This is a genomic window from Brevibacterium antiquum CNRZ 918 (assembly GCF_900169145.1).
Classification (GTDB): Bacteria; Actinomycetota; Actinomycetes; order Actinomycetales; family Brevibacteriaceae; genus Brevibacterium; species Brevibacterium koreense.
In genome coordinates this window covers 194,448-216,937 of the sequence record NZ_FXZD01000006.1, presented here as the reverse complement: position 1 = coordinate 216,937, position 22,490 = coordinate 194,448, and the positions used below count along the sequence as shown (strand labels likewise).

Genomic DNA, 22,490 nt, shown 5'->3' with positions numbered 1-22,490 from the left:
AGGCCATCACTGCGAATCATCGAGAGGAACTCATGAAAGCTCCGTGGAAACGCTATCTCCTTCCGGCCGCCATGTGCGCTGCAGCAGCAGGAATCGGGGCATTCGGGACGAAAGTCGACTCCGACTGGTACAAAAATGTCGCCAAACCGGCGTGGCAGCCCCCGGGCTGGGTCTTCGGACCCGCATGGTCAACCCTGTACACGTTGACGGCAGTCGCCTCCGGGCGGGTGCTCACGCGCCTGCCCAACAGCCGGGACCGCCGCGCCTACCTGGGTGAGTTGGGCGCGAACATGGCGGTCAATGTCGCATGGAGTTGGCTGTTCTTCTCCGCCCGTCGCCCGGACGCATCGCTGGTCGACTCCCTGGTCCTAGAGGCCTCGACGCTGAGACTGCTGAGGAAGGCGGCTGCCGTCGACAAGACTTCAACACTCCTACTCACCCCCTACGCGGCGTGGGTGGGGTTCGCGACTGCCCTGAATGGAGAGATCCTCAGACTCAATCCCGATGAGATGCCTCGATCTCTGAGTTGCACCCGGGCAGCAGGTCGCTGATGAGCACAAGCCGTGAGGACCTCACTCTGGTGTGGTTTCGTGACGACCTGCGCGTGGCCGACCATGAGGCCCTCACCGCGGCGCGTGCCGATGGCCGTGTCATCGCCGTCTGGATCCGTGAGACCCGCGACGAGGAGGGTCTGGGGCCCAGGCCCTTGGGCGGGGCATGTCGGTGGTGGGCACACGAATCGCTGACCGTGCTCCACGAGGAGCTCTCCGACCTCGGCATTCCTCTGCTCTTCGCTGCAGGCCGGGCGGAAGCGATCATTGTGCAACTGGCCAGCAGCCTCGGCGTCACCGCTGTTCGCTGGACGCGCCGCTACGCATCCGCTTCCCGTGCTCTCGACGGCCAGATCAAGACCGTGCTCAGCGATCAGGGGTTCGCGGTCCATTCCCACACCGGGTCCCTCCTCGTCGAACCGTGGACGGCTGCCCCTCAGAGCAGTGACCACTACAAGGTCTTCACCCCGTTCTGGAAGGCCGTGGCCGGACGCGATGTCGGTGACGTGCTGCCGAAGCCGCATGGGCAATCACCGCTGAGCCAGACACTGCTCAGCAGAGCACGTGAGTGCCCGGCGGTGGTGGAACTCGACGGGCTGGGGCTCCTCGACGGCACAGAGACGGGAGCGGGTGAAGCCGCCGCAGCCTCAGGCCCCCGGTGGTGGCAGGACACCATCGCCGGCCACTGGTCGCCGGGCCTGCGCGCCGCCGCAGACCAGCTCGATGACCTGTCTGCGAGCATCGACGGCTACACCACCAGCAAGGATGTCCCCTCTGATGCGGCGAGCACCTCACGGCTCTCGCCCAGGCTACGGCACGGAGAACTGTCCCCGCGACAGCTGCTCCAGGCCGCCCGGACGACCAGTTCGCTCACCCAGGACGACCGCGCGGCATGGATCCGTCAGCTCTACTGGCGAGAGTTCTCCTGGCACCTGACCTACCACTATCCCCAGATCGATTCTGCGCCGATCAGACCCGAGTTCCAGAACTTTCCCTACGAAGATGATGACGAGGCTCTCGCCCACTGGAGATCAGGGACCACCGGCTATCCGCTCATCGATGCGGGAATGGCACAGCTGTGGCAGACCGGGTGGATGCACAACCGGATCCGCATGGTCACGGCAAGCTTCCTGACCAAGAACCTCCTCCAGCACTGGTGGCACGGAGAGCAGTGGTTCTGGGACACCCTCGTCGACGCCGATGAAGCCAACAACCCGGTCTCATGGCAGTGGGTCGCCGGAAGCGGTGCCGATGCCGCGCCGTATTTCCGAGTCTTCAACCCGGAGCGACAACGCGAACGCTTCGACCCCGACGACGCCTACATCGACGACTGGCTCCCCTACACTTCGGAGGCAGCTCCGCCTCCCCTCGTCGATCTCAGGCAATCACGGCAGGCCGCCCTGAGCGCCTACGACCACATGAAGAACAGGTCCACAACCCGCGACAACTCCGGCGGGTCCTGACATGGTGGACCACACGACACAGGATCCCCGGCTCACAGACGACGAAGACAGGATGGCAGGTCGAGCATGAGAGTACTACTGGCAGGATGCGGAGATCTCGGAACCCGTTTGGGCCTGAATCTGGTGCGCAAGGGCCATGAGGTCATCGGACTGCGGCGACACACTGAATCACTTCCCGCCTCGTTCGCTCCCTTCGCAGTCGATCTCACCAGTCCCGGCACGGCCAAAATCGATGACATCGATGCAGTGGTGATCACTCTCACCCCCGATGAGTACACCGATGACGGTTATGAACAGACGTATCTGCGCGGGGTTCAGGGCCTGATCGGTGTCCTGGAATCCACGCCTGAGCGTGTGATCCTCCTGTCCTCGACTCGAGTCCTCGGGAGTTCATCGCCGGGAGCTATCGCGAATGAAGACTCTCAGCCTCACCCTGACTCGAGTCCTGCCCGGACTCTCTGGGAGACCGAGAATCTCATCAGGAACACTTTCGCGTCCGCGTCGATCATTCGGGCAGCAGGCATCTACGGGCGGGAGAATTCTCGACTCATCGATGGGGTCCGTTCGGGTCGGCCCGTGAACTACCGACGGTGGACCAACCGCATCCATCATGCTGATCTGGTCCGGGCGCTCGAGGCTCTTCTCTTCAGCTCTGATGCTCCACGGCTGATGCACGCCGTGGACTCGTGCCCCGTGCAGCTGGGGGAGGTCGTCGAATTTCTGGCATCCGAGCTGAACGTCTCGCCTCCGCCAGACCTCCCTGCGGAACCTGCAGAGAGAAAGAGACTCGACAACACCCGATTCCACGAGTTCCTCGGGTCCTTGGAATTTCCGACGTACCGAGAGGGATATTCTCATCAGCTGCGCACCGGAGCATAAGCCGGTCACCGACCGACAGTAGGTCTTTACCCCTGTGTGTCGGCGACGGGCAGCGGTCCCGGACTCGAATCCCCACGAATGTGTTTGAGGACGAGCTCAGCGCTGATCAGACACATCGGCACACCCACCCCTGGCGCCGTCGTCGCACCTGCGTAGTAGAGTCCATCCACCTTCTTGGAGGCATTCTGCTGCCGGAACATTGCGCTCTGGCGCAACGTGTGAGCTGGCCCGAGCATCCCTCCCAGCCACGAATTGTAGTTGCTGGAGAAATCCGTCGGCCCCAATGTCCGGCGAAAACTGATCCGATCTCTCAGATCGGGGATGTCGGCCCATTCAGCGATCTGGTCGATGGCCCGGTCGGCTGCACGCTCGATTCGCGGATCTCCCCGCCCGTCGTCTCCCCCCGCCCCGAGTCCTGCATCTGCTGGCACCGGGATGAGGATGAAGAGATTCTCGCAGTCGAAGGGTGCCACGTTCGGATCGGTGTGACTGGGTTTGCACACATATGCCGACGCCGGAGAGGAGATCTTCTGCTGCGGCCCGAAGATGTCGTCGAAGTTCGTCGACCAGTCCTCGGTGAAGAACAGTGAGTGGTGGGGAAGCTGTGGGACTTCGCCTTCGACTCCGAGAAAGACCAGAACGGCGCCTGGCCCGCTTGTCACCTTCTGCCACCAGCTCTCAGGGTAGCTGCGATCACCCTCGTCCAAGAGCTGTGTCTCTGTGTGGTGGAGGTCAGCGGCGGAGACGACGATGTCACAATCGTGCTCGTGTTCGCGACCGTCTTGATCCTCCCATGCGATGCCGTTGGCAGACCGTCGGCGGCCACTTTCCGACACGGTGGATATGTGTGTGACGGTGGAATCGGTGTGCACTCGCACCCCTGATTCCTCGACAAGTCGGGTCAGAGCATCGACGATGGTTCTGAACCCTCCCATCGGGTACAGCACTCCGTCGCTGAGGTCGAGGGCACTCATCAAGTGATAGAGGGCCGGCGCCTTCCTCGGGTCGGTGCCAAGGAAGATGGCCGGGTACTGGAGGATCTGCCGCAGCACCGGATGGTGGAACGATCGAGAGGCGTGGCGTTCCAGAGAGGTGGTCAACAGCCGAGCCAGCGCGGGGAGCGCGGTGAGCAGCTCTGCCCTGAGAATCGATTTCGGGGAGGTGAAGGGGTTGTACAGGAAGTAGTCGATCGCTAAGTCTTTGGTGGCCTTGGCCGAGTCCAGATATTTGGCCAAAGTGGCCCCGCTGCCGCGTTCGATTCGCTCGAAGGTGTCGAGGACCTCGGCAGTGCCGTGAGGAATCGTGACCGACTGCTCCCGCCGAGCCTGCGAAGCGGGACTGAACACGGTGTAGGCAGGATCGAGTGTGCGCAGGTCGAGCTCGTTGGCCGCCGTCGTACCGAGAAGGTTGAAGAAGTGTTCGTAGACCTCCGGCATCAGATACCACGATGGCCCTGTGTCGAATCGATAGCCGTCTTCTTCGATCGAACCGATCCGCCCGCCCAGAGTTGAGTTCTGTTCAAAGAGATCGACGCTGTAGCCCTCACGTGCCAACAATGCTGCCGTGGCCAGTCCTGCCGCACCTCCACCGATGACGCCGATGCGCTCAGTCATGCCCTGTTCTCCTTTGCCGTGGCCAGCAGCGCTTTCGCCGTGAGTTGAGCTTTGAGGGCGTTGGGGATGCGCACACGCTCCCGATAGAGACGATCGACGGGGATGTCTGCGATCTTGTCGTTGAGGGCGGTGAAGAGCGCCGCAGCACTTCTCACCGCGGCTCTGGCATCTTTTGGCAGCAGTGCAATCGTGTCGTCGGCGTTGGTCAGCTGCTGGCGAATCGTTGTCACCCATGCGCTTTTCTCGGTCTGGGTGAGTCGGGTTTCAGCGGTGAGGTAGCTGCGGCCAAGTCGCAGACTGTCGTCGGCAAGGTCGCGGAGGAAGTTGATGTTCTGGAATGCGGCTCCAAGCTGACGGGCACCGTATTCGAGCTTCTCGGTCTGGGCCGGCGTTCGGGATTGACCACACAGGAAGACCTTGAGGCACATGAGACCGACAACCTCGGCGGAGCCGTAGACGTAGGCCCGGTGTTCGTCCTGATCGAACCCGCGGACCGGGGCGAAAGGCTCACTGGGTGTTTCCAGATCCGCTCTCATCGAGGCGAAGAACGGTTCGATGAGATCGACGGTGATTCCCGTCGCGTTCGCAGTCTGAGCGAAGGCGTGGATGATGAGGTTGTCGCTGACGCCATGTCTGAGTCCAGCGCGACTCGCGGCGACGAAGTTCTCCAGCATCTCATGCTGCTCGCTCGAGTCGAGGCCCGCATCGGAGGCAAGACCGTCAACGATCTCATCGGCGATTCGGACGAGAGCATAGATGTTGCGGATGTGATGACGGTGAGCAGGTCCGAGCAGCCGGGTAGCCAGTCCGAACGATGTCGAATAGTTCGAGATGACGGCTTTGGCTGCCTGTTGCGCCGTACGGCTGAAGACGTCGTAGGTAGGTGAGCTGCTCACCGCGCAGCACCTCCGACCGTCACGGGTCCTGCCATGGCGGCGTTGAGGCGAATGTGGGCACTGCGAGTCGAGACATCATTGACACCACTGGCACTGCAGCGTCTGTGTGTGAAGAACATAACTGCTAGCTTAGCTAACGAAACAGCTTGCGACCTTGATTGGTCAGGGCTTTTCTGCCGCGCGAGCGATGTTCTTCGCCATGGCTGGAAAGATGAACCGGTGGAAGGGCGAGACAAATGCCCAGTACAGCTGGCCGCGGATGCCCTTGGGGATGAAGATCGCCCTTTGCCTCAAGTCGCTGCCACGGCCGGCCTTGCTGGTGGTGAATTCGAGCCATGCCCTTCCAGATACCCGCATTTCTGCTCTCAGCAGCAGCCGATGCCCCGGTTCAAGCTCTTCGACTCGCCACCAGTCAACTGGGTCGCCGACTCGAAGACGGTCCGGTAGTCGCCGTCCACGGTTGAGGCCGGCACCGCCGACGATCTTGTCCCACACACCTCGCACCCGCCACGCCAACGGCCACGAGTACCAGCCATGCTGCCCACCAATGCCTTCGACGACCGGCCAGAGCTGCTCGGGAGTCAGGTCAGGAAAGCGCAGAGTACGGTCATCGGTGTAAACGCGTTCTCCTGCCCATTCGGGATCATTGGGCAAGGGCTTCGCCGCCTGATCGAGTCCGCCGGCCACGGCAGCCCAATTCGTGTCGACAGCACCCTCGGCTTCGCGCTGGAGGGCCAGGCGCACGGACTGTTCGTAGCCGAGCAGACCATCTGGGGGCGGGGGAATGACCTCGTCGATATCGCTGTCCTTGGTCACAGCGTTCTCCTGCAGCGACTGGACGAGCGGCAGTGTCAACGTGAATGGCAGCGGGGTGACGAGACCGACCCAGATGCCCGACAATGTCGGAGCCGGCAATGGCAGGACGAGGACATGACGGGGCTTGAGGCCAGCGATTGCACCGAACCTCTTCATGATGTCGGCATATTTGTGGACATCGTGTGATCCGATGTCGAAGGCGCGGTTGACGTCTTCATCGAGGTCGACGGCCTTGAGAAGGTAGTAGAGGACATCACGCACGGCCAGGGGTTCGACACGGTTGTTGACCCAATTCGGTGCAGGCATCAGCCTCAGCGTCATGGCGAGGTGACGTACCATTTCAAAGGAAGCCGATCCCGACCCGATGATGATGCCCGCTTGAAACGCGATGGTCGGCACTGGCGAGTCGAGGAGAATACGCCCGACCTGAGCCCGAGAACGCATGTGCATGGACAGGTCCGCCTTATCGGGATGGAGCCCGCCGAGGTAGACGATGCGTCGAACCCCGGCAGCCTCGGCCACCTCGGCGACCCGATGGGCTGTCGCCGCCTCCTTCTTCTCGAAGTCGTGCCCCGAGCCCATCGAGTGAACGAGATGATGGATGACCTCGACTTCGGCGGCGGCTTCGGCGAGGCCGTGCCCATCGTCGAGATCGACGCGATGGACATCGACCTGATCCACCCACGGCACCTGCTCGAGCTTCTGTGGTGACCTCACTGCAACACGAACTCGGTGACCGGCCTGGAGCAGTCGAGGGACGAGCCGTCCCCCGATGTAGCCGGTGGCCCCGAGCACGAGCACAGTTCGAGGATGTGGGGAAGGAACGATGGTTTCGGGATGAGGTTGTGCCATGCGCAAATCCTTAGGAGTCATCATGCTGGGAACTTCAGTGATGCAAGACTAGCCCACTGCGGCAATAGGGGCTTGAACTCGAATCTCCCTCGACTGAGGTCGACAGAGTGTCCGGCGAGACGAGCGTCCAGCGAGACAATCAGACGCGGATGCATCACCACGGGTTCGCCAGCTGCCATTTCTCGAACCAGTATCCGTCACCTTGATAATGAGACTTGGAGGGTTTGCATCCTTTGAGAGCCGAATGCTCCCCCAGCCAGGTGCGCACCAGACCGGGAACGTCCTCCATTCGGTTCCGCCAGTCGTCGAGGGCAAGTAGGAGCACCGCGCCGTCGTCTGCCGTGAGCCGACATGAGTAGCTCGGCAGCCCATCGGTGTTCTGCGAATGCGTATAGCTGATCTGATCGCAGCCTGTCGTGAGGTAGAAGCGAATGAACTCACCGCAGACATCTGAGCACAGCGACTTGAAGTCCTGATAGCGGGAGAGCCATTCCGGTCGGCTGTATTCGGTCATACGTTCTATTATGCGCCTGTGGCGAGGTGATTGTGAATCTGATCGTGGATTGCTCGCTGCCGGTCATGCGAATCTTCTCGCCGCCTTCGCGATGTTCCGCGCCATATGGGGAAAGATCTTCCTGCGCAACGGCGTAACAGCTGCCCAGTAGATTCGGCTTCGCACCCCTGACGGGTTGAACATGGCTCGCTGCCGAAACGAGCAACCCGTTGCTTGGTCCGTCATCGTGAATTCAAGCCAGATATCCCCCGCGTGTTCAATTTCTGCACGCAGCAGCACCCGAGACGTCGGTTCCATCTCCACAATCGTCCAACAGGCGATGGGGTCGCCTTCCCTCACACCAGTGAGAAAGCGAGGACCACGGCTGGGACCGGCACTCCCGAAGATACGGTCCTGCAGTCTTCTCAGCTTTGATGACGGTGGCTGTGAATTCCACCGGTGCTCGCCACTGATGCTGGCAACGATCGTCCACAACTGCTGGGCACGAAGATCGGGAAAGACAAAGGTGCGGTCATCTTCGATCAGCTGACTCCCCGCCCAGTGCGGATCAATGGGCAGAAAATCAGCGGCTTCGCTCAGTTCATCGGCGTCAGCGTCCCGGTTCGCACCGGCTGCTCCTTCCGCCTCCGCTGCCCGGAAGAGCGCCAGTTCGACTGCTTGTTCGTAGGTGAGGAGACCGGCAGCAGGAGGGGGAATGAGGGAGTCAATGGCGTGTTCGTCGGCAACCGCGTCTTCCTGCAAAGACTGCACAAGCGGCAGCGTGAGCGTGAAGGGCAGAGGAGTGACCAGCCCCACCCACAGCCCCGACAGAGTGGGTGCAGGAATCGGCAGATTGAACACGTGCCGTGGCTTGAGACCCGCGATTCGGCTGAAGGATCTCATCACCTCTGCGTAGGTCAGAACGTCACCTGATCCGATATCAAAGGACCTATTCACCCGACCAGGGACTTCAACAGCTGACACCAGGTAGTAGAGGACATCACGGATCGCCAGAGGCTCAACCCGATTCGATACCCAGTTCGGTGCAGGTATCCAACGCAATTCTGTTGCCAAATGTCGAATCATCTCGAATGATGCCGATCCCGCCCCTATGATGATCCCGGCTTGGAACACGATCGCGTCGACGGGAGCCTCGATGAATATCTGCCCAACATGCGCTCGTGAGCGCATATGCGCTGAGAGTTCACCAGAGTCAGGGTGAAGTCCCCCGAGATAGATGATCCGATTGACGTGAGCGAATTCTGCAGCGGAAGCGACACGAGAGGCGGAGCGCGTTTCACGAGACTCGAAGACGATTCCAGAATTCATCGAATGAACCAAGTAGAAGACGACGTCGACACCTGACATCGCTTCGACCAGACCATCACCATCGTCGAGATCGACCGTGAAGATCGTCACGTCGGTCGACCACGGCATCTCGGCGAGCTTCTCGGGCGAGCGCACGGCAACACTGACTGCATGACCGGCCCGCAGGAGCCTTGGGACCAAGCGCCCACCAACATACCCGGTTGCGCCCAGAACCAGAACCCGGCGTGGGCGCTTCGTTGCCTGGCTCATACTGAGAGTATAGGCCTCTGCCTCCAATGATCCCGCCCGAGGGCGCAGCTGGCCGGTGGCCGAGGTGATCGGCTGACATCGACAGCGGCCGTCGGCAGGTCCCGACGGTACTGCACCATGACATACTTGCCTTCATGCACCGTGGCACTCTGAAACGTCGAACGGCGATGTGGCCGGCAGAGATTCTCGACCGCTTCGCCGATGAACAGATGTGGCGTGAAGACGGAGCGACCGTATCGATCCACTCGGGCCGCGCCGAGGGGCTCAATCTGAGCGCATCGATGCCTCTGTCCGGCAACCAAGTGCCGCCTGCAGCGCAGAGGTTTCTAGGGGCTGATCCCAGAATCATCCAGCACATCAGATCCGCCCCTGTTGCAGAGACCGCTGCGGCTGCGGATATGAATATCGACGCAGAGATCCCCGGCGTTCCTCTCGACGTCCACGTAGAGATCACCCTGCTGCGTCAGGACGATGACTTCACTGACATTCACGCGGTGATCGAGACCGCCTGTTCGCTGCCGTTCGTGGGCAGAGCGATCGAGTCCGGGGCACACCCTCATATCGAGGATATGATCGCCGCGAGCCTCGACAGACTTGCTGACCCCTAGCCTCGCCCGCATATCGGTACCCCGCCCAGCAGTGCCCTAGGCCAGGCCGGCGGCCTCTTGCTCACTGAACCCGCGCACATCAGCAGCCTCGGTGACCACCTCGACGACGCGTTGAGCCCGTGGAAGACTGTACGGCCGCCGGCCTGGCAGAGATCCTCCGAAGCCGCGGAGAGAAGTTGAAGCAGACCGACGAGTTCATCTTTGTGGCCCAAAGTCTTGTGATGCCCCGCTGAGACTCCTATTGTTTAAAGTATATAACTGTTCACCTGGTGAACTTTATGTTGAGTGAAATAAAGCTTGGGAGGCTCGCATGGAGGAATTGGAGACGGCCATTTCTGCCGACGGCCTCGTTCGAAGCTTTGGCTCCAATACTGCCGTTGACGGGGTGAGTCTGTCGGTGGCCCGCGGCGAAGTCTACGGATTCCTCGGACCCAACGGGGCTGGGAAGACGACCCTGACGCGTGTGCTGTGCACTCTCATCACTCCTTCCGCGGGTCAGGCTCAGGTGGCCGGATACGATGTCGCCAGAGAACCGGACAAGGTTCGGCTACGCATCGGCGTCGCATTGCAGGACGCGGCCCTGGACGACAGACAGAGCGGGACCGAAATGCTCGCTTTGCAGGGCCGGTTCTACGGCCTGTCTGCAGTCGCTACCCGAACCAGAGTCGCCGAATTGACGGATCTGATTGATATCGGTGATGCATTGGGGCAGCGGATCGGCACCTATTCCGGCGGGATGAAACGTCGCCTCGACCTTGCTCTGGCTCTGGTTCATGATCCGGAAGTGCTGTTTTTGGACGAACCTACGACCGGCCTTGATCCAGTCAGCCGAGCACGGGTGTGGCAGGAGGTGCGTCGCCTGAATGTCGAGTTAGGTATGACAGTCTTTCTCACCACCCAGTATTTGGAGGAAGCCGACGAACTGGCTGAGCGAATCGGCATCATCAACAAGGGGAGGCTGGTGGCCGAAGGCACACCCTCCGAACTCAAGCGCACCATCGGCACCGATGTCATCATCGTGAGACTCGGCAGTGCAGTCAACGACGCACAGACGGCATTAGAGAAGCTTGAGCATGTCCAGCGCATCGATATCAGTGGAACTACTCTGACCCTCAGCGTCACCGACGGACCCGGTTCGATCAGCCCCGTCGCAGTGACCTTGGCCAGTGTCCCGAACGCAGATGTCCGAGAGCTGACACTGCGCCAGCCCTCACTCGATGATGTGTTCCTTTCAGTCACCGGTGAACACATCCGCAGATCAGATAACAGCAACATCGGCCCCGGAAGCACAGTCGGCCAAACGGAGACGAGAACCACATGACAACCACGCCCAGCACGATGAACCGTGCCGATGCCGAGGCGCACCGCGCGGGATTCGTCCGTGACTTGTTCTCCGTGGCTACTCGAGCTCTGCGGTCGATCCCGCGCGGGCCGGCTGAGGTCATTCCCGCATTGATCATCCCGGTCTTCTTCTTCGCGGTGAACATCGGTGCATTGGAACCTCTGGCGGAGGCCAGTGGAGTGGAGGACTTCCGGGCTTTCCAACTGCCGGTAGCCATCATCTTTGCCGTCACGGGTGTTTCTCGAGCCAGCGGACTTGTCACCGATATCAGCAGCGGTTACTTCGATCGGCTACTGCTGACTCCGATGCGCAGGTCGGCACTCCTCCTGGGGCTGATGGTCGCTGATCTGGTGCTGGTCATGGCGCTCTGCGTGCCTGTACTGATATTGGGGTTCGCAGTTGGCGTCGACTTCACCACCGGCATCGCCGGTGCCATCGTCTTCATCGTCATTGCCGGTCTCTGGGGAATTGCCTTCACCGGATTCCCCTATGCGATTGCGCTGCGAACCGGGAGCCCTGGGGCAGTGAACTCCTCGTTCTTACTCTTCTTCCCCTTCGCCTTTCTGACCACCGCATTCTTGCCGCAGGAAGCACTTTCCGGCTGGTTGTCCGTCGTCGCCGACTACAACCCCATCACCTACCTGCTCAGCACCCTTCGTTCACTGCTCAGCGACGGCTGGATATGGGCCGACATCTGGCCCGGCCTGGTGGCCATCGTGGGGGTCGGCACGGTGAGTTTCACTCTCGCCTTCTCCGCCCTACGCGGCCGTGTCTCCCGAGCGTGATGGTCCGCCCATGACCCGAGGTGCCACCTGAGGATTAGTCGCATGGGGCTTCGCCGTTGAATTCAACTCTCAGAGTTCACGTCTCACCATTCACTCGGTGTCTCTCAATCCCATTGACTAGACTGGGTACAGGCGATCCACGACGAGCCCACACGGCCCGACGATAAAACAAGCAAAAGACAACAGCGAGGTGTGCGTGTCGAGCATCGAGAAGTCGGCGGTCTACGACGTCGACTCGAGTGACCCACAGCAGAAGCTCATCGACCGATCGAACATGTCACCTGAAGCTGTTGCTCAAATCGGCGAGCTCATGTCCGCTTTCGGACAGTTGCGCGAAGCCGAAGAAGCCATGTCAGAGGCCTCGCAACGGTACATGAAACTCAATGCCACAGACATGAAGGCCATCCACTACCTCATCATCTGCAAGCACCGAGATGCCATCGGCACACCTGGAGGCATCGCCGAGCATCTGGGCATTTCAGCCTCTGCGACTACAAAACTACTCGATCGGCTGGAGTACAGTCAGCACCTCACCCGAGCACCCCACCCAAGTGACCGGCGAGCTCAAGCGATCAGCATCACGCCTGGGACCTATACTGCGGCGATGGAAACTGTTGGACGCCAACAGTCCAGACGCTTTCATGCCGCAGCCCGGTTGACATCCGCCGAACGCGAAGTGGTCATCCGTTTCCTGCGTGAGACCAGAAATGACATCACCTCCTCTGCATCAGACTGAATCGCACCATCGGCGATGAAGGGGAGGATCGACCTTCACCGACATTCCACTTCCATCGCAGGTGCCTGATCTATCGTGCTTTTGCTCAGTGTTTGCTGGGCTTGGCCAGGCGAGACGGCCACCATAGACGATCCCCGATCCACAGCGACAGGGCCGGTACCAGCAGCGTCCGCACGATCAAGGCGTCGAGGAGGACACCCAGGGAGACGATGATCGACAGCTGGAGGAGGAACTGGATGGGAAGGACGAGGAGGGCCATGAAGGTCGCGGCGAGCACGATTCCTGCACTTGTGATCACTCCCCCAGTCACCGACAGCCCCCGAAGAGTGCCCTCTCTGGTTCCGTGCGTGATGGTTTCCTCGCGAACCCGAGTCATCAAGAAGATGTTGTAGTCGATTCCGAGCGCCACGAGGAAGACGAAGGCATAGAGCGGTACCGAAGGATCTGATTGCGGCTGTCCGATAAGTTCGAAGATGACAGCGCTGACTCCCAAAGCCGTGCCGAAGCTGACAACCGTCGTCGCCAACAACACCACCGGGGCGACCAAGGACCTCAGTAAGAGGGCGAGCATGATGGTGATGACCACAAGAACGATGGGGATGATCACCACTCTGTCTCGTGACGACGTATTGTTCGTATCGAGATCAACAGCCGTACTGCCACCGACCAGTGCCTGGGTAGAGGACAAATTGTCCCGCAGATCCTCGACGGTGCCTTCTGCTTCGAGTGAGTCGGCAGGAGCGGAAAGCGTCAGGGAGAACATGATCTCGCCGCTGATTTCCGTCGGTTCTGCGGCAGGGGGCCCCGACCGTGAACTCGTACTCGCCTGGCCATTGTCGTCAATAGGCGTCGTGCCAGACGAGGAGTCCTGGGCGACCAGAGCGAGGTTGTCGATACCGCCTGTCGACGAAATTGCCTCAGCGACTTCTTGACGTTCGTCACTGGGTGCAAGCACATAGGCGGGATTACCCGAGCCGCCAGAGAAGTGACGATCGATGACCGCCTGGCCGTCGCGCGCCTGACTGTCACCGAGAACAAACTCGCTCTGAGGGACCCCATTGGCATCGAGGAATGCCAAGCCCGCGCACCCGATGACGAGGACCACGGTGACCCCAGTGACAACTCGACGGGGCCCCTTGGCGACCAAACGACCCACCCTTGGCCAGAGCCCCGTGGCATCCGGGCCGGTGAGCACCGGGTGTTCAGTACCGTATTTGGGTCCCCGCGGCCAGAACGCCAATCGCCCGAAGGCGGCCAGCAACGCCGGGAGGAACGTCAACGTGGCGAGCATGGCACAAGCAATGCCCACGGCCGCAACCGGCCCCAATGCAGAGTTGGATCCAAGGTCGGACAGGAGAAGGCACAAGAGCCCCACAATGACGGTTCCGCCCGAGGCCAGAATGGGTTCGAGCACACCGCGCACCGCCTTCCAGGCGGCGAGGAAAGGGGTCGAGCTTTCCCGCAGCTCTTCTCGATAGCGGGCGATATAAAGCAGCGAATAGTCGGTAGCGGCACCGATGACCAGGATGAAGAGGATGCCTTGCACCTGCCCATTGAGTGTCACGATCCCTTCACGAGCCAAGGCGACATTGATGAGCACCGCTGCGCAAAGAGCCGTGAGTGAGCTGATGAGCACAAGAATCGGCAACAGGGGTGATCGGTAGACGATGACGAGGATGACGAAGACGACGCCGAGAGCGACGAGGAGCAGGATTCCGTCGATCCCACCGAAGGCCTCCTGCAGATCGGCCGTGAAACCTGCGGGACCACTGACCCAGAAATCGAGGTCAGAGAGCTCCTGCCCGGCTTCTTTCTCTAACTGGGTGACAACATCGCCGATCTCGGCGTCGGAGGGAATCGAAACGATGAGTTCCGCTGCCGCCTTGTCCTCTGAAGGGATGACCGGCGAGGCCTGCGCACCAGGGATGACCTCGGTCGATCGATCAGCAAGACGATCGAGTCCTTCCCGGTCGGCGTCGGTGAGTCCCCCTGAGCGTTCGGCGACGATGATCGCGGGGATTGCGTCTGATCCGTTGAACTTCGCGATTTCATTCTGAACCTTCGTCGATTCTGCGCTCGAGGGCAGGAAAGACGATCGATCGTCGTTCGCGACTTCGTCAATCGATCCGAAGCTCATCCCACCAAACCCGAAAACCGCCAACCAGACGAGGATGAGCGCGGCAGGGACAAGGATGCGCACGACCCGGCTGGGATGATGCGCAGACTGGAGGGTTTCTTTCATCTGGCTAGTATTTCACCTAGTGAACTTAAATGCCAAGGGCTTGTGGTCATAGAGAAATCACTCGGCAGCGGCAACAGGTCGGAGCTGTAGGCCAATGGGGCGGCCTCTGCCACCGAGGAACCGCTGGTCGCCTCAACCGTCACCTTCGGCTCACGGATCGACGGTTCGCGAATCGAACTCATCTGAGCCCAAGAAGGCATCTGGTAAGCCCAGAAGGTCGAGCCCGACAACCCGACGTTTCAGATCGGCCTGTACGTCGACAGCCGAGGACCACTCGATGTCAAGAACAAGCGTGCAAGAGCCCATGCCGCCCCTCCCATGCAGCAGCACTCAACTGCGTCGACCGGCTGCCTGTCACCTCACTGAGGCTGTCAGTGGTTCTCACCGGGTGACGACCGAATCGGTGGCGACTCCGGCGACTGCGATCACGCCTCGCTGAAAATGCCTGTCGTGCCCAGTCAGGCGAACGCGGCCACAGCGTTCACTGGGGAGCGCCGCTGAGCATACTGGCGACCAGGCCGAGCACGGCGACGACGGCCAAGACTATGATGAACACACGTTTGCGCATACTCCTGATTCTACTGTGGGGCGCCGGGGCAGTGTCCACGCTTCGCCTCATCGGTCGACTGTCTCCAGCCTGCCGCGACACTTGCGCCTGATGTGTCCCTGCTTGATGGCTTCGCGCACCACGGAATGGAAACGGCCTGGCCCCCAGCGAAGGAGACCGCTGTCAGGGCATGACGCAGCCGGTGACCAGCACCGTGGCATAGGAGTAGAACACCGAGGAGAAGACGGTCACGAAGGCGGCGAGCACACTGGCCAGTGCCACGACCGGAAGTACCCCGGACGTCATGCTGGCCGGTGAGACAAGCTGGCGGATCCGGTCAGGTCCGGCGATGTTGAGTGCGTAGGGCCCGCTGAGGCGATCGGTCACGCTCGAGGTCTGCCCGATCTTGAGCAGAGCACTGGCCAAGGCGGGCGTTCCGGCGGTTTTGCGCGCACGGTCGTCGGCAGCGATCTCGAGATAGTGGGGAATCGACGCTGCCACCTCGGCGAACAGCGGAATGAAGGACAGCGGTCGGACAAACGTGTCGACGATGGCCATGACCCTATGATGTCCGCCCTCGACATGCGCTCTCTCATGTTCGAGCACCGCGGTGAGCTCGTTCTCATCGAGAGCCGAACACAGCGCCTGCGAGACCACGATCCCGCCGTACTTCTGCGGCAGCGAAAAGGCGAATGGGGTCTGCTGGTCGATGACGGTCAGGGAGCGTCCGTCGATATCGGCGACTGCCGAGTCCCGACGGAGACGAGCCGCAGCAGTGGAGTTCGCCCGGCGGCGCTGCGCCCGCTGGTACAACCCCCACCCTGCGGAGAAGAGCGAGAGAGCGAGAGGAAAGAGGAGGAAGAGGATCACCGGGACCAGGGTGTCGACCTGCGCGAGGTCGGGGAACGGGCTGGCTGCGATGAGGCATTGCTGACAGACGTCGGCCAATGGCACCGGCAGGACGTCGGGACCTTTGAGCAGCGAGGCGGCCAGCAGGCTCAATGCGGCGACAACCGCCCACCACATGATGGGCACGGCCAGGAGCCCGAGGACGGCGAATCGCGGCGTTCGCATGAGAACGGGCGCGGCCGTCCTCACCAGAAATGGCCCAACCCAGGTGACCAGTGCGAACAGTGCGCCCGCACCGACGCCGATGAGCAGCAGACTCATCCGCGACCTTCCTTGGAGTTGAGATAGCTGCGCAGGAGTTCGACGTCGGCGGCGCCGATGCCGTCGACGAAGTGCAGGATCGAGGCCGCCCGGTCTCCCCCATTGACCAGCGCCTTCTGCATGAGGGTGGCGGCGTGCTCTTCACGGCTGATGCTCGGGGTGTGGAAGACCGATCGGCCCCGACGTTCGCGTTGGACCAGGTGCTTGCGTTCGAGATTGGTCAGGACTGTCGCGATCGTCGTATAGGCGGGATCGGCGTCCGAGGCCTCGATGATCTGCCTGACCGTCAACGCGCCCTCATCCCACAACAGGTCCATGACCTGCTGCTCGAGAGCGCCGAGGCGGATCGGCGATGAATTCTCGGTCGAGACCGACTCCGAAGTCATGGCAGTCAGATTCTTTCACGAGTGGGCACCGGGCAGGAGAGCTGCCCCTTGAGACGGACAACCACTGCGACCAGCAGCAGGACGACCGACACCACCGCCAGCACGGGCTGCAGCGGCGCGAAGTACGTGAGAGCCCCAGTGTAACCGAGCACTGCGAGTGCGACCTTATTGCACACCGGACACCCAACGGCGAACCACCCGAGCATCCCGCCCATGGTGCCGAAGGCACCCCCGCGGCGTTCGGAACTGTCATCGGAGTCCTCACCGTCGACCGCTTCGGCGGCCTCATCGGCAACGCCCTTGACCCCACGCGAACTCGTCACCTCAGCGCCGGGCTCGCGGACATAGGTGGCGATGAGCAGGCCCAGGAGGATCGACATGAGAATCCAGACCAGGTAGTCCCACCACTCGGCAGAGATGTCTCTGGAGAAGAAGGAGTTGGGGATGAGCACCGTGGACAATCCGATGATGACCGCACAAGCACCGGCGGCCGCGATGGCGATGACGATGCGGCGGATGCCCCACATCCGAAGCGACCGGACCGCCTCGGCGGGATAGGAGAACAGCACGGGCATCCCTTCGTTGCGCGGCTTCGGACAAAGTGTCTACTATGGGCGTTAGCATACTATGCCAGATAGTAAAGTTCCATGGTGCGTTCCCTCGAGCGCACGCCGACCCGACTTTCCCACCCTCTCCTCTTCAAGGAGGCTCCCGTGCTCCGTTCCACTCGCGGCCCCATGGTGTGGCTTGTGCCCCTAGCCGTCATCATCCTCGCTGCGGTACTCATCGGTGTGATCATCGCCAACCAAGGCTCCTCTGACGACAGTGCCAACGCCGAGCATTCTGACTCGCAGAGCGAATCAGGATCCGGCGGCGAGTCCGGCTCCGGCGGCGAAGAGATCGATCTGTCGTTCGTCGAACACAGGGTCGAAGACGACAGTCGCGCGCTCGGCGATGTCGATGCGCCGGTGACTCTGGTGATGTTCTCCGACTACCAGTGCCCCTACTGCGCGACCTGGAACGAAGAGACACTGCCGACCATGATCGACTATGTGGACAAGGGTGATCTGCGGATCGAGATGCGCGACCTCGCCATCTTCGGTGAGGAGTCCGAGAGGGCGGCCCGAGCAGCCTATGCCGCCGGCCTCCAGGGCAAGTACTGGGAGTTCCACAACGCCATGTTCGACGGCGGCGAGCATCCCCCGTCATCCGAACTCGACGACGACTCACTGGTGGCCGAGGCCAAGGGCCTCGGATTCGATCCCGCACAATTCAAGGCAGACATGAATTCGGTCGAGGCCCACGATGAGTTCGAGGCCATCGCCCAAGAGGGCCAGTCTCTGGGCGTGGCCAGCACCCCGACGTTCGTCATCGGCGGCAAACCCCTCGTGGGTGCGCAGCCGACCAAGGAATTCGTCGGCGCCGTCGACGGCGCCCTCGCCGAGGCACAGGGCTGAGCACGCGTGAGACCACGGTCGGCCGCCTCGGCGGTCCTGCCTCTCACCCTCGCACTCACCCTCGGGCTGGGCGCCTGCTCTGGGCTCGGCTCGGACTCCCCGTCGTCAGAGCCGAGCTCTGTGGGAGAACAGGCTCCAAGCGTCGATCCCGGTGATCCGGACAGCGATTCCGCGGCGGCACCCATCGTCGACCCCAGCTGGGACGCACCGGCCCAGAAGGAGGACGGGATCTTCCTGTCGATGCACGAGAACGATGACAGCCTCGACTATCGCGCCGTCGATTCGACGGGTCAGATCCTGTGGACGGCAGCGCGTCCACGAGCCTGTTCCACCTACCTCGTCACCACCACCGACGACGGCCCCGTCGCGGTCCTCATGGATCAGGACTCCCCTACCGGCGACTCGCTGACACCCACCGCGAGCGGCTATGACCTCACGACCGGAGAGACACTGTGGGGGCCCGTGGAGACGCCTGGGCCACTGCTGGGCAACGGCCTCGTCTTCGCGGGAGCGCCGAAGGATTTCATCGGAACCAGCGGCCCGCGCACCGCGCTCGATCCGGCCACCGGAGACGTGGTCGCCGCCGAAGGTGAGGGTAAGTCCTCCCGGGTGATCGCACTGTTCGGTGAGCACCTGGTGCGCAGTCAGGGCAGCGACATCTTCGGGGAGGATCTCGAGGGCCGCAGGCTCTGGACCCGGGCAGCCGAGGACTTCGGCATGTCCGCATCCGAGGCCAGGGAGGTTCCCTGGGAGCCCATCGGTGACTCTCATGCACTGCTGGGCGAGGCGGGGAGTCAGGCGCGAACCCTGATCGACCTGCACTCGGGGGCCACCGTCGATGCCGAGGTCGCTGAGGCCTGGTTCGACTCATCGAGTGACACCCTGGTTTCGGTCGGGTCCCATCTGCGCGGACTCGACGCTGATGGGACGCAACGCTGGGCCACACCCCTACCCGAGAACGCTGAGGTCGCAGCCGTGGGCGCAGGCCTCATCGCCTTCGACTCCGGGAGCGGGCGCGACGCCGATCACCCAGAGCCCTCACCTACAGCCAGATCCGCTCGCGACGGAAGTGCGATCGAGGGCGAGACTCCCCTGCTCACGACGATCGCCCGGCTCGGAGCACCCCACCTCATCTCCGAATCCGGCGCCGCGCTCATCGGTGACCCACAGACACCACTGCTAGTCACGAGTCAGAGCTGAACGTTGGCACCACGGGAGTGCCATGACCTACACTTTACTAAGCTGCATAGTAATTCAGGAGTGGTGATATGCCCAGACACGAAGCGGTCAGGCCCCAATACCGATGGTGGATACCCCTCACGGTCCTCGCCGCGGCCCTGGCTCTCGTGCTCATGATCCTCTTCGTGGATCGCGGGCAGAACGATGACTCTGGTCGGAACACCGGCGGCGGGCAGCAGGAGCCGGATGTCGTCGTCACCGAGGTCGAGGATCCCGAGCAGAAGGACCTCAGCGATTTCGACAGCGGCGGTGCTGATGACCCCTTGGCCGACGGTCCGGTGGATGCTCCGGTCACTCTCGTCGTCTTCTCCGACTACCAGTGCCCCTACTGTGCTGCCTGGTCTCAGGACACTCTGCCGACGATGCTCGACTACGCCGACTCCGGCGACCTGCGCATCGAATGGCGTGAGGTCAACGTCTTCGGCCGCGCATCCGAACAGGCGGCCAAGGCAGCCTACGCGGCCGCACTGCAGGACAAGCACTGGGAGTTCCACGAGAAGCTCTTCGCCGGGGGCAAACCACGGCCACCGCAAGACCTCTCCCCCGAAGCTCTGACATCCGCGGCTGCCGACATCGGCCTCGACGTGAACCAGTTCGAAGAAGACATGAACTCCTCTGAGACCGCCGAGGCTGTCGAGGAGAATGCCGCAATGGGCACCGAACTCGGTGCCTTCTCGACTCCGACGTTCATCCTCGACGGGCAACCCTATGTCGGCGCCCAGCCCACCAGCGTCTTCGTCGACGCCATCGAACAGAACCTGGAAGGGCAGAACTGATGGACATCGGATTGCTCAGCGCCTTCATCGGCGGAGTCCTCGCACTGCTCAGCCCCTGCGCGGCACTGCTGCTGCCGGCCTTCTTCGGTTCCACGGTGGGGGTTGGGTCACGACTGCTCCTGCACGGTGGAATCTTCTACGTGGGCATGCTGCTCGTCCTCATCCCCTTGGGCATGGGAGCAGGAACCCTGGGTGCGCTCTTCACCGCCCATCGCGGAACGATCGTCCTCGTCGCCTCGGTGATCCTCATCATCCTCGGCATCGTGCAGTTCTTCGGCTTCGGATTCGACCCCGCAAGGGTTCTGCCGGGTGCCGACGCCATGAGGTCCAAGTCCGCAATGGCGACGGGAGGCACGAAGACGTTCCTCCTCGGTGCCACCAGCGGGATCGCCGGAGTCTGCTCCGGGCCCATCCTCGGCGCAGTCCTCACTCTGGCGGCCACGAGAGGCAGCGTGTTCCTCGGCGGCGTGATGCTCGCGATCTACGGGGCCGGCATGGTCGTTCCGCTGTTCATCATCGCGGCCCTGTGGTCGCGGATGGGACCGCGTGCCAGGTCGGTCATGCGCGGCGGTTCGGTCAATTTCTTCGGTCGTCGGCTGCCCGTCGTCTCGATGATCACCGGAGCGCTGATGATCGCCATCGGCATCGTGTTCTGGATGACGAACGGCCTTGTCTCGGCACCGTCTCTGGTCTCGACGTCCACCCTTTCCCAGATTCAGGAATGGGCGGGAACGTGGACCTCGACCACGCTCGACATCCTCGTCGTCTGCCTGTTGGCGGTCATCGCGATCGCCCTGTGGTTCCGTCATGAACGCCGCCGCAGCAGGAACGAACGCAGTGAGAACGAACGCAGCGGGAACGAGTCGAGGCACTGATGGGCAGGAGACGCGCTCTCGCACTGGCCGCTGGCCTGAGCACAGCACTGGCACTCCTCGGCTGCACTGCAACTGAAGAGCCGCCCGACTTGGAACGCGAACCGAAACAGGTCGGCACAGAACTCGATGCCGTCGACGCCTCCGATCTGCAGCTGCCTCTGATCGTTGAGCCCCTCGAGCTCGTGGAACCGGGTTGGGACCTCGACGTCAAGCACCTCGGCGATGTCTTCCTGTCTGCGAGCAGCGGTGATGAACGCCTGGACTTCAGCGCCGTTGACAGCAAAGGCACCACCCTGTGGCAGACTCAGCGGCCCACGGGGTGCACGGGATTCACCATGACGATCGACAGCGAGGGCAAGCCCATGGCGGTGCTCACCGACTCGGCTTCCGACGAAACCTGCACCACCGAGGTGACGGCCAGCGCCTATGACCTCGAATCGGGTGAACAGCGGTGGGGCCCGACAGAGGTGCCCGGTCCGATGCAGGGACCTGGGACCCTCTACTCCTCCGGTGACGGCGACGAGGCTGTGGCTCTCGATCCTGACACCGGCGAAGCCGTGGAAGAGTCCTCGAACTCCCGCATCCTCGGCGAGTTCCAGGGGACGATCCTCAGCGTTGACGAGGACACGCTCTTCGCGTCAGATGAGGGAAAGACCGCTTGGAAGATTCCACTGTCGGACCATGATTGGAACGCCGACGGGCTCACAGCATTTCCTGACCAGACCGAAGGGCTGATCCACCTCGATGCGCAGGACGGATCCGGGCCCGTCATCGAGGCAGACTCGGGCGATATTCTCGATGACTTCGCCAGTGAGATCGCCCGAGACGCGAACTCGGAGATGATCATCACCAGGGACCCGCAGGGCCTGACGGTCATCGACGCAGCAGGGACGAACGAACTGCCCGTGTCTCTGCCGAAGTCCGTGGTCCTGGAAGCCGCCGTCGGCGGGCTCATCTACCTGCGCGAGGGCGAGACCCTGCGGGTCCACAACGCAGCCACCGGCACCATCGCCCGAGGCTACCCTGCAGAAGGTTCGGGTGTCGTAGCGGTTCCAGATGCCTTCACCTCGCAGGGTCTGGGGACTCTGCGCGCCGGTGACCGGACTCTGCTGGCTACGGATCGGGTGGTCGAAAAATCAGCGGAAGGGCAACGCTGAGGCTCCCGACCCTCAGAGGCAGCTGCAGC

21 protein-coding genes are annotated in these 22,490 nt (G+C 62.1%); 12 read left to right on the top strand and 9 right to left on the bottom strand.

Features of this window, described 5'->3' with window-relative positions:
* The first annotated feature begins 32 nt into the window (after positions 1–32).
* The 3 genes from BANT918_RS10525 to BANT918_RS10515 all read left to right on the top strand — a co-directional run bounded on the left by BANT918_RS10525 (position 33) and on the right by BANT918_RS10515 (position 2,893).
* Entirely contained in the window at positions 33–551 is a 519-nt protein-coding gene (locus BANT918_RS10525; protein ID WP_145996975.1) for a TspO/MBR family protein, read from the top strand.
* Positions 551–2,014 (top strand): cryptochrome/photolyase family protein, encoded by a 1,464-nt coding sequence (locus BANT918_RS10520; protein WP_101620191.1) that lies wholly within the window; start codon positions 551–553, stop codon positions 2,012–2,014. The genes BANT918_RS10525 and BANT918_RS10520 overlap by 1 nt, the downstream gene beginning before the upstream one ends.
* Positions 2,015–2,080: 66 nt before the next feature.
* On the top strand, positions 2,081–2,893 hold the full coding sequence (locus tag BANT918_RS10515; RefSeq protein ID WP_145996974.1) for an SDR family oxidoreductase: 813 nt from the start codon (positions 2,081–2,083) through the stop codon (positions 2,891–2,893).
* Between the two features lie 26 nt (positions 2,894–2,919).
* Here BANT918_RS10515 and BANT918_RS10510 read toward each other — a convergent pair whose 3' ends face one another.
* The 5 genes from BANT918_RS10510 to BANT918_RS10490 all read right to left on the bottom strand — a co-directional run bounded on the left by BANT918_RS10510 (position 2,920) and on the right by BANT918_RS10490 (position 9,141).
* Positions 2,920–4,506 carry a phytoene desaturase gene (locus BANT918_RS10510; RefSeq protein WP_101620189.1) on the bottom strand — a complete coding sequence of 529 codons (1,587 nt, stop codon included), beginning with the start codon at positions 4,504–4,506 and terminating at the stop codon, positions 2,920–2,922.
* Positions 4,503–5,402, bottom strand: coding sequence for a squalene/phytoene synthase family protein (locus BANT918_RS10505; protein ID WP_101620188.1), 900 nt, complete (start codon positions 5,400–5,402; stop codon positions 4,503–4,505). Before BANT918_RS10505 ends, BANT918_RS10510 begins: the two co-directional genes overlap by 4 nt.
* Before the next feature lie 162 nt (positions 5,403–5,564).
* Positions 5,565–7,070 (bottom strand): SDR family oxidoreductase, encoded by a 1,506-nt coding sequence (locus tag BANT918_RS10500; protein ID WP_101620187.1) that lies wholly within the window; start codon positions 7,068–7,070, stop codon positions 5,565–5,567.
* A 154-nt stretch (positions 7,071–7,224) separates the two neighbouring features.
* A complete protein-coding gene (locus BANT918_RS10495) occupies positions 7,225–7,584 on the bottom strand; it encodes a hypothetical protein (RefSeq protein ID WP_101620186.1) in 360 nt (119 codons plus the stop codon).
* Positions 7,585–7,647: 63 nt separating this feature from the next.
* Positions 7,648–9,141 carry a DUF2867 domain-containing protein gene (locus BANT918_RS10490; RefSeq protein ID WP_101620185.1) on the bottom strand — a complete coding sequence of 498 codons (1,494 nt, stop codon included), beginning with the start codon at positions 9,139–9,141 and terminating at the stop codon, positions 7,648–7,650.
* A gap of 134 nt (positions 9,142–9,275) precedes the next feature.
* Here BANT918_RS10490 and BANT918_RS10485 point away from each other — a divergent pair, with 134 nt between their 5' ends.
* The 4 genes from BANT918_RS10485 to BANT918_RS10470 all read left to right on the top strand — a co-directional run bounded on the left by BANT918_RS10485 (position 9,276) and on the right by BANT918_RS10470 (position 12,612).
* A complete protein-coding gene (locus BANT918_RS10485) occupies positions 9,276–9,749 on the top strand; it encodes a DUF2505 family protein (RefSeq protein ID WP_101620184.1) in 474 nt (157 codons plus the stop codon).
* A gap of 310 nt (positions 9,750–10,059) precedes the next feature.
* Positions 10,060–11,070: an ATP-binding cassette domain-containing protein gene (locus BANT918_RS10480; protein WP_101620183.1), complete on the top strand. Its 1,011-nt coding sequence runs from the start codon at positions 10,060–10,062 to the stop codon at positions 11,068–11,070.
* Positions 11,067–11,876 carry an ABC transporter permease gene (locus BANT918_RS10475; protein ID WP_208618074.1) on the top strand — a complete coding sequence of 270 codons (810 nt, stop codon included), beginning with the start codon at positions 11,067–11,069 and terminating at the stop codon, positions 11,874–11,876. The genes BANT918_RS10480 and BANT918_RS10475 overlap by 4 nt, the downstream gene beginning before the upstream one ends.
* Before the next feature lie 196 nt (positions 11,877–12,072).
* Entirely contained in the window at positions 12,073–12,612 is a 540-nt protein-coding gene (locus BANT918_RS10470; RefSeq protein ID WP_324761569.1) for a MarR family winged helix-turn-helix transcriptional regulator, read from the top strand.
* A gap of 85 nt (positions 12,613–12,697) precedes the next feature.
* Here BANT918_RS10470 and BANT918_RS10465 read toward each other — a convergent pair whose 3' ends face one another.
* From BANT918_RS10465 to BANT918_RS10450, 4 genes are all read right to left on the bottom strand, one after another.
* Entirely contained in the window at positions 12,698–14,854 is a 2,157-nt protein-coding gene (locus BANT918_RS10465; protein ID WP_101620182.1) for an MMPL family transporter, read from the bottom strand.
* A 730-nt stretch (positions 14,855–15,584) separates the two neighbouring features.
* Complete coding sequence (locus tag BANT918_RS10460) at positions 15,585–16,571, bottom strand: M56 family metallopeptidase (RefSeq protein ID WP_101620181.1); 987 nt, start codon at positions 16,569–16,571, stop codon at positions 15,585–15,587.
* The gene (locus BANT918_RS10455) at positions 16,568–16,957 is read right to left on the bottom strand and encodes a BlaI/MecI/CopY family transcriptional regulator (RefSeq protein ID WP_101620180.1); all 390 of its coding nucleotides are present in this window, start codon (positions 16,955–16,957) and stop codon (positions 16,568–16,570) included. Before BANT918_RS10455 ends, BANT918_RS10460 begins: the two co-directional genes overlap by 4 nt.
* Positions 16,958–16,962: 5 nt before the next feature.
* Positions 16,963–17,526 carry a hypothetical protein gene (locus tag BANT918_RS10450; RefSeq protein ID WP_208618073.1) on the bottom strand — a complete coding sequence of 188 codons (564 nt, stop codon included), beginning with the start codon at positions 17,524–17,526 and terminating at the stop codon, positions 16,963–16,965.
* 144 nt (positions 17,527–17,670) lie between these two features.
* Between BANT918_RS10450 and BANT918_RS10445 the strand changes: the two genes are divergently transcribed.
* The 5 genes from BANT918_RS10445 (at position 17,671) to BANT918_RS10425 (ending at position 22,461) form a co-directional block, all read left to right on the top strand.
* Complete coding sequence (locus BANT918_RS10445; RefSeq protein ID WP_233430440.1) at positions 17,671–18,414, top strand: DsbA family protein; 744 nt, start codon at positions 17,671–17,673, stop codon at positions 18,412–18,414.
* Positions 18,415–18,420: 6 nt separating this feature from the next.
* Positions 18,421–19,614, top strand: a complete 1,194-nt coding sequence (locus tag BANT918_RS10440) for a hypothetical protein (protein WP_101620177.1) — start codon at positions 18,421–18,423, stop codon at positions 19,612–19,614.
* A 68-nt stretch (positions 19,615–19,682) separates the two neighbouring features.
* Positions 19,683–20,429 carry a DsbA family protein gene (locus tag BANT918_RS10435; protein WP_101620176.1) on the top strand — a complete coding sequence of 249 codons (747 nt, stop codon included), beginning with the start codon at positions 19,683–19,685 and terminating at the stop codon, positions 20,427–20,429.
* Positions 20,429–21,304 (top strand): cytochrome c biogenesis CcdA family protein, encoded by an 876-nt coding sequence (locus BANT918_RS10430; protein ID WP_101620175.1) that lies wholly within the window; start codon positions 20,429–20,431, stop codon positions 21,302–21,304. Before BANT918_RS10435 ends, BANT918_RS10430 begins: the two co-directional genes overlap by 1 nt.
* Positions 21,304–22,461, top strand: coding sequence for a hypothetical protein (locus BANT918_RS10425; protein ID WP_101620174.1), 1,158 nt, complete (start codon positions 21,304–21,306; stop codon positions 22,459–22,461). Before BANT918_RS10430 ends, BANT918_RS10425 begins: the two co-directional genes overlap by 1 nt.
* Positions 22,462–22,490 lie beyond the last annotated feature (29 nt).

Excerpts from the sequence above, each read along its gene's own strand:
- BANT918_RS10525 (WP_145996975.1), top strand. The coding sequence starts at position 33 with ATGAAAGCTCCGTGGAAACGCTATCTCCTTCCGGCCGCCATGTGCGCT.
- BANT918_RS10520 (WP_101620191.1), top strand. The coding sequence starts at position 551 with ATGAGCACAAGCCGTGAGGACCTCACTCTGGTGTGGTTTCGTGACGAC.
- BANT918_RS10515 (WP_145996974.1), top strand. The coding sequence starts at position 2,081 with ATGAGAGTACTACTGGCAGGATGCGGAGATCTCGGAACCCGTTTGGGC.
- BANT918_RS10510 (WP_101620189.1), bottom strand. The coding sequence starts at position 4,506 with ATGACTGAGCGCATCGGCGTCATCGGTGGAGGTGCGGCAGGACTGGCC.
- BANT918_RS10500 (WP_101620187.1), bottom strand. The coding sequence starts at position 7,070 with ATGGCACAACCTCATCCCGAAACCATCGTTCCTTCCCCACATCCTCGA.
- BANT918_RS10495 (WP_101620186.1), bottom strand. The coding sequence starts at position 7,584 with ATGACCGAATACAGCCGACCGGAATGGCTCTCCCGCTATCAGGACTTC.
- BANT918_RS10490 (WP_101620185.1), bottom strand. The coding sequence starts at position 9,141 with ATGAGCCAGGCAACGAAGCGCCCACGCCGGGTTCTGGTTCTGGGCGCA.
- BANT918_RS10485 (WP_101620184.1), top strand. The coding sequence starts at position 9,276 with ATGCACCGTGGCACTCTGAAACGTCGAACGGCGATGTGGCCGGCAGAG.
- BANT918_RS10480 (WP_101620183.1), top strand. The coding sequence starts at position 10,060 with ATGGAGGAATTGGAGACGGCCATTTCTGCCGACGGCCTCGTTCGAAGC.
- BANT918_RS10475 (WP_208618074.1), top strand. The coding sequence starts at position 11,067 with ATGACAACCACGCCCAGCACGATGAACCGTGCCGATGCCGAGGCGCAC.
- BANT918_RS10465 (WP_101620182.1), bottom strand. The coding sequence starts at position 14,854 with ATGAAAGAAACCCTCCAGTCTGCGCATCATCCCAGCCGGGTCGTGCGC.
- BANT918_RS10460 (WP_101620181.1), bottom strand. The coding sequence starts at position 16,571 with ATGAGTCTGCTGCTCATCGGCGTCGGTGCGGGCGCACTGTTCGCACTG.
- BANT918_RS10455 (WP_101620180.1), bottom strand. The coding sequence starts at position 16,957 with ATGACTTCGGAGTCGGTCTCGACCGAGAATTCATCGCCGATCCGCCTC.
- BANT918_RS10435 (WP_101620176.1), top strand. The coding sequence starts at position 19,683 with ATGCCCAGACACGAAGCGGTCAGGCCCCAATACCGATGGTGGATACCC.
- BANT918_RS10430 (WP_101620175.1), top strand. The coding sequence starts at position 20,429 with ATGGACATCGGATTGCTCAGCGCCTTCATCGGCGGAGTCCTCGCACTG.
- BANT918_RS10425 (WP_101620174.1), top strand. The coding sequence starts at position 21,304 with ATGGGCAGGAGACGCGCTCTCGCACTGGCCGCTGGCCTGAGCACAGCA.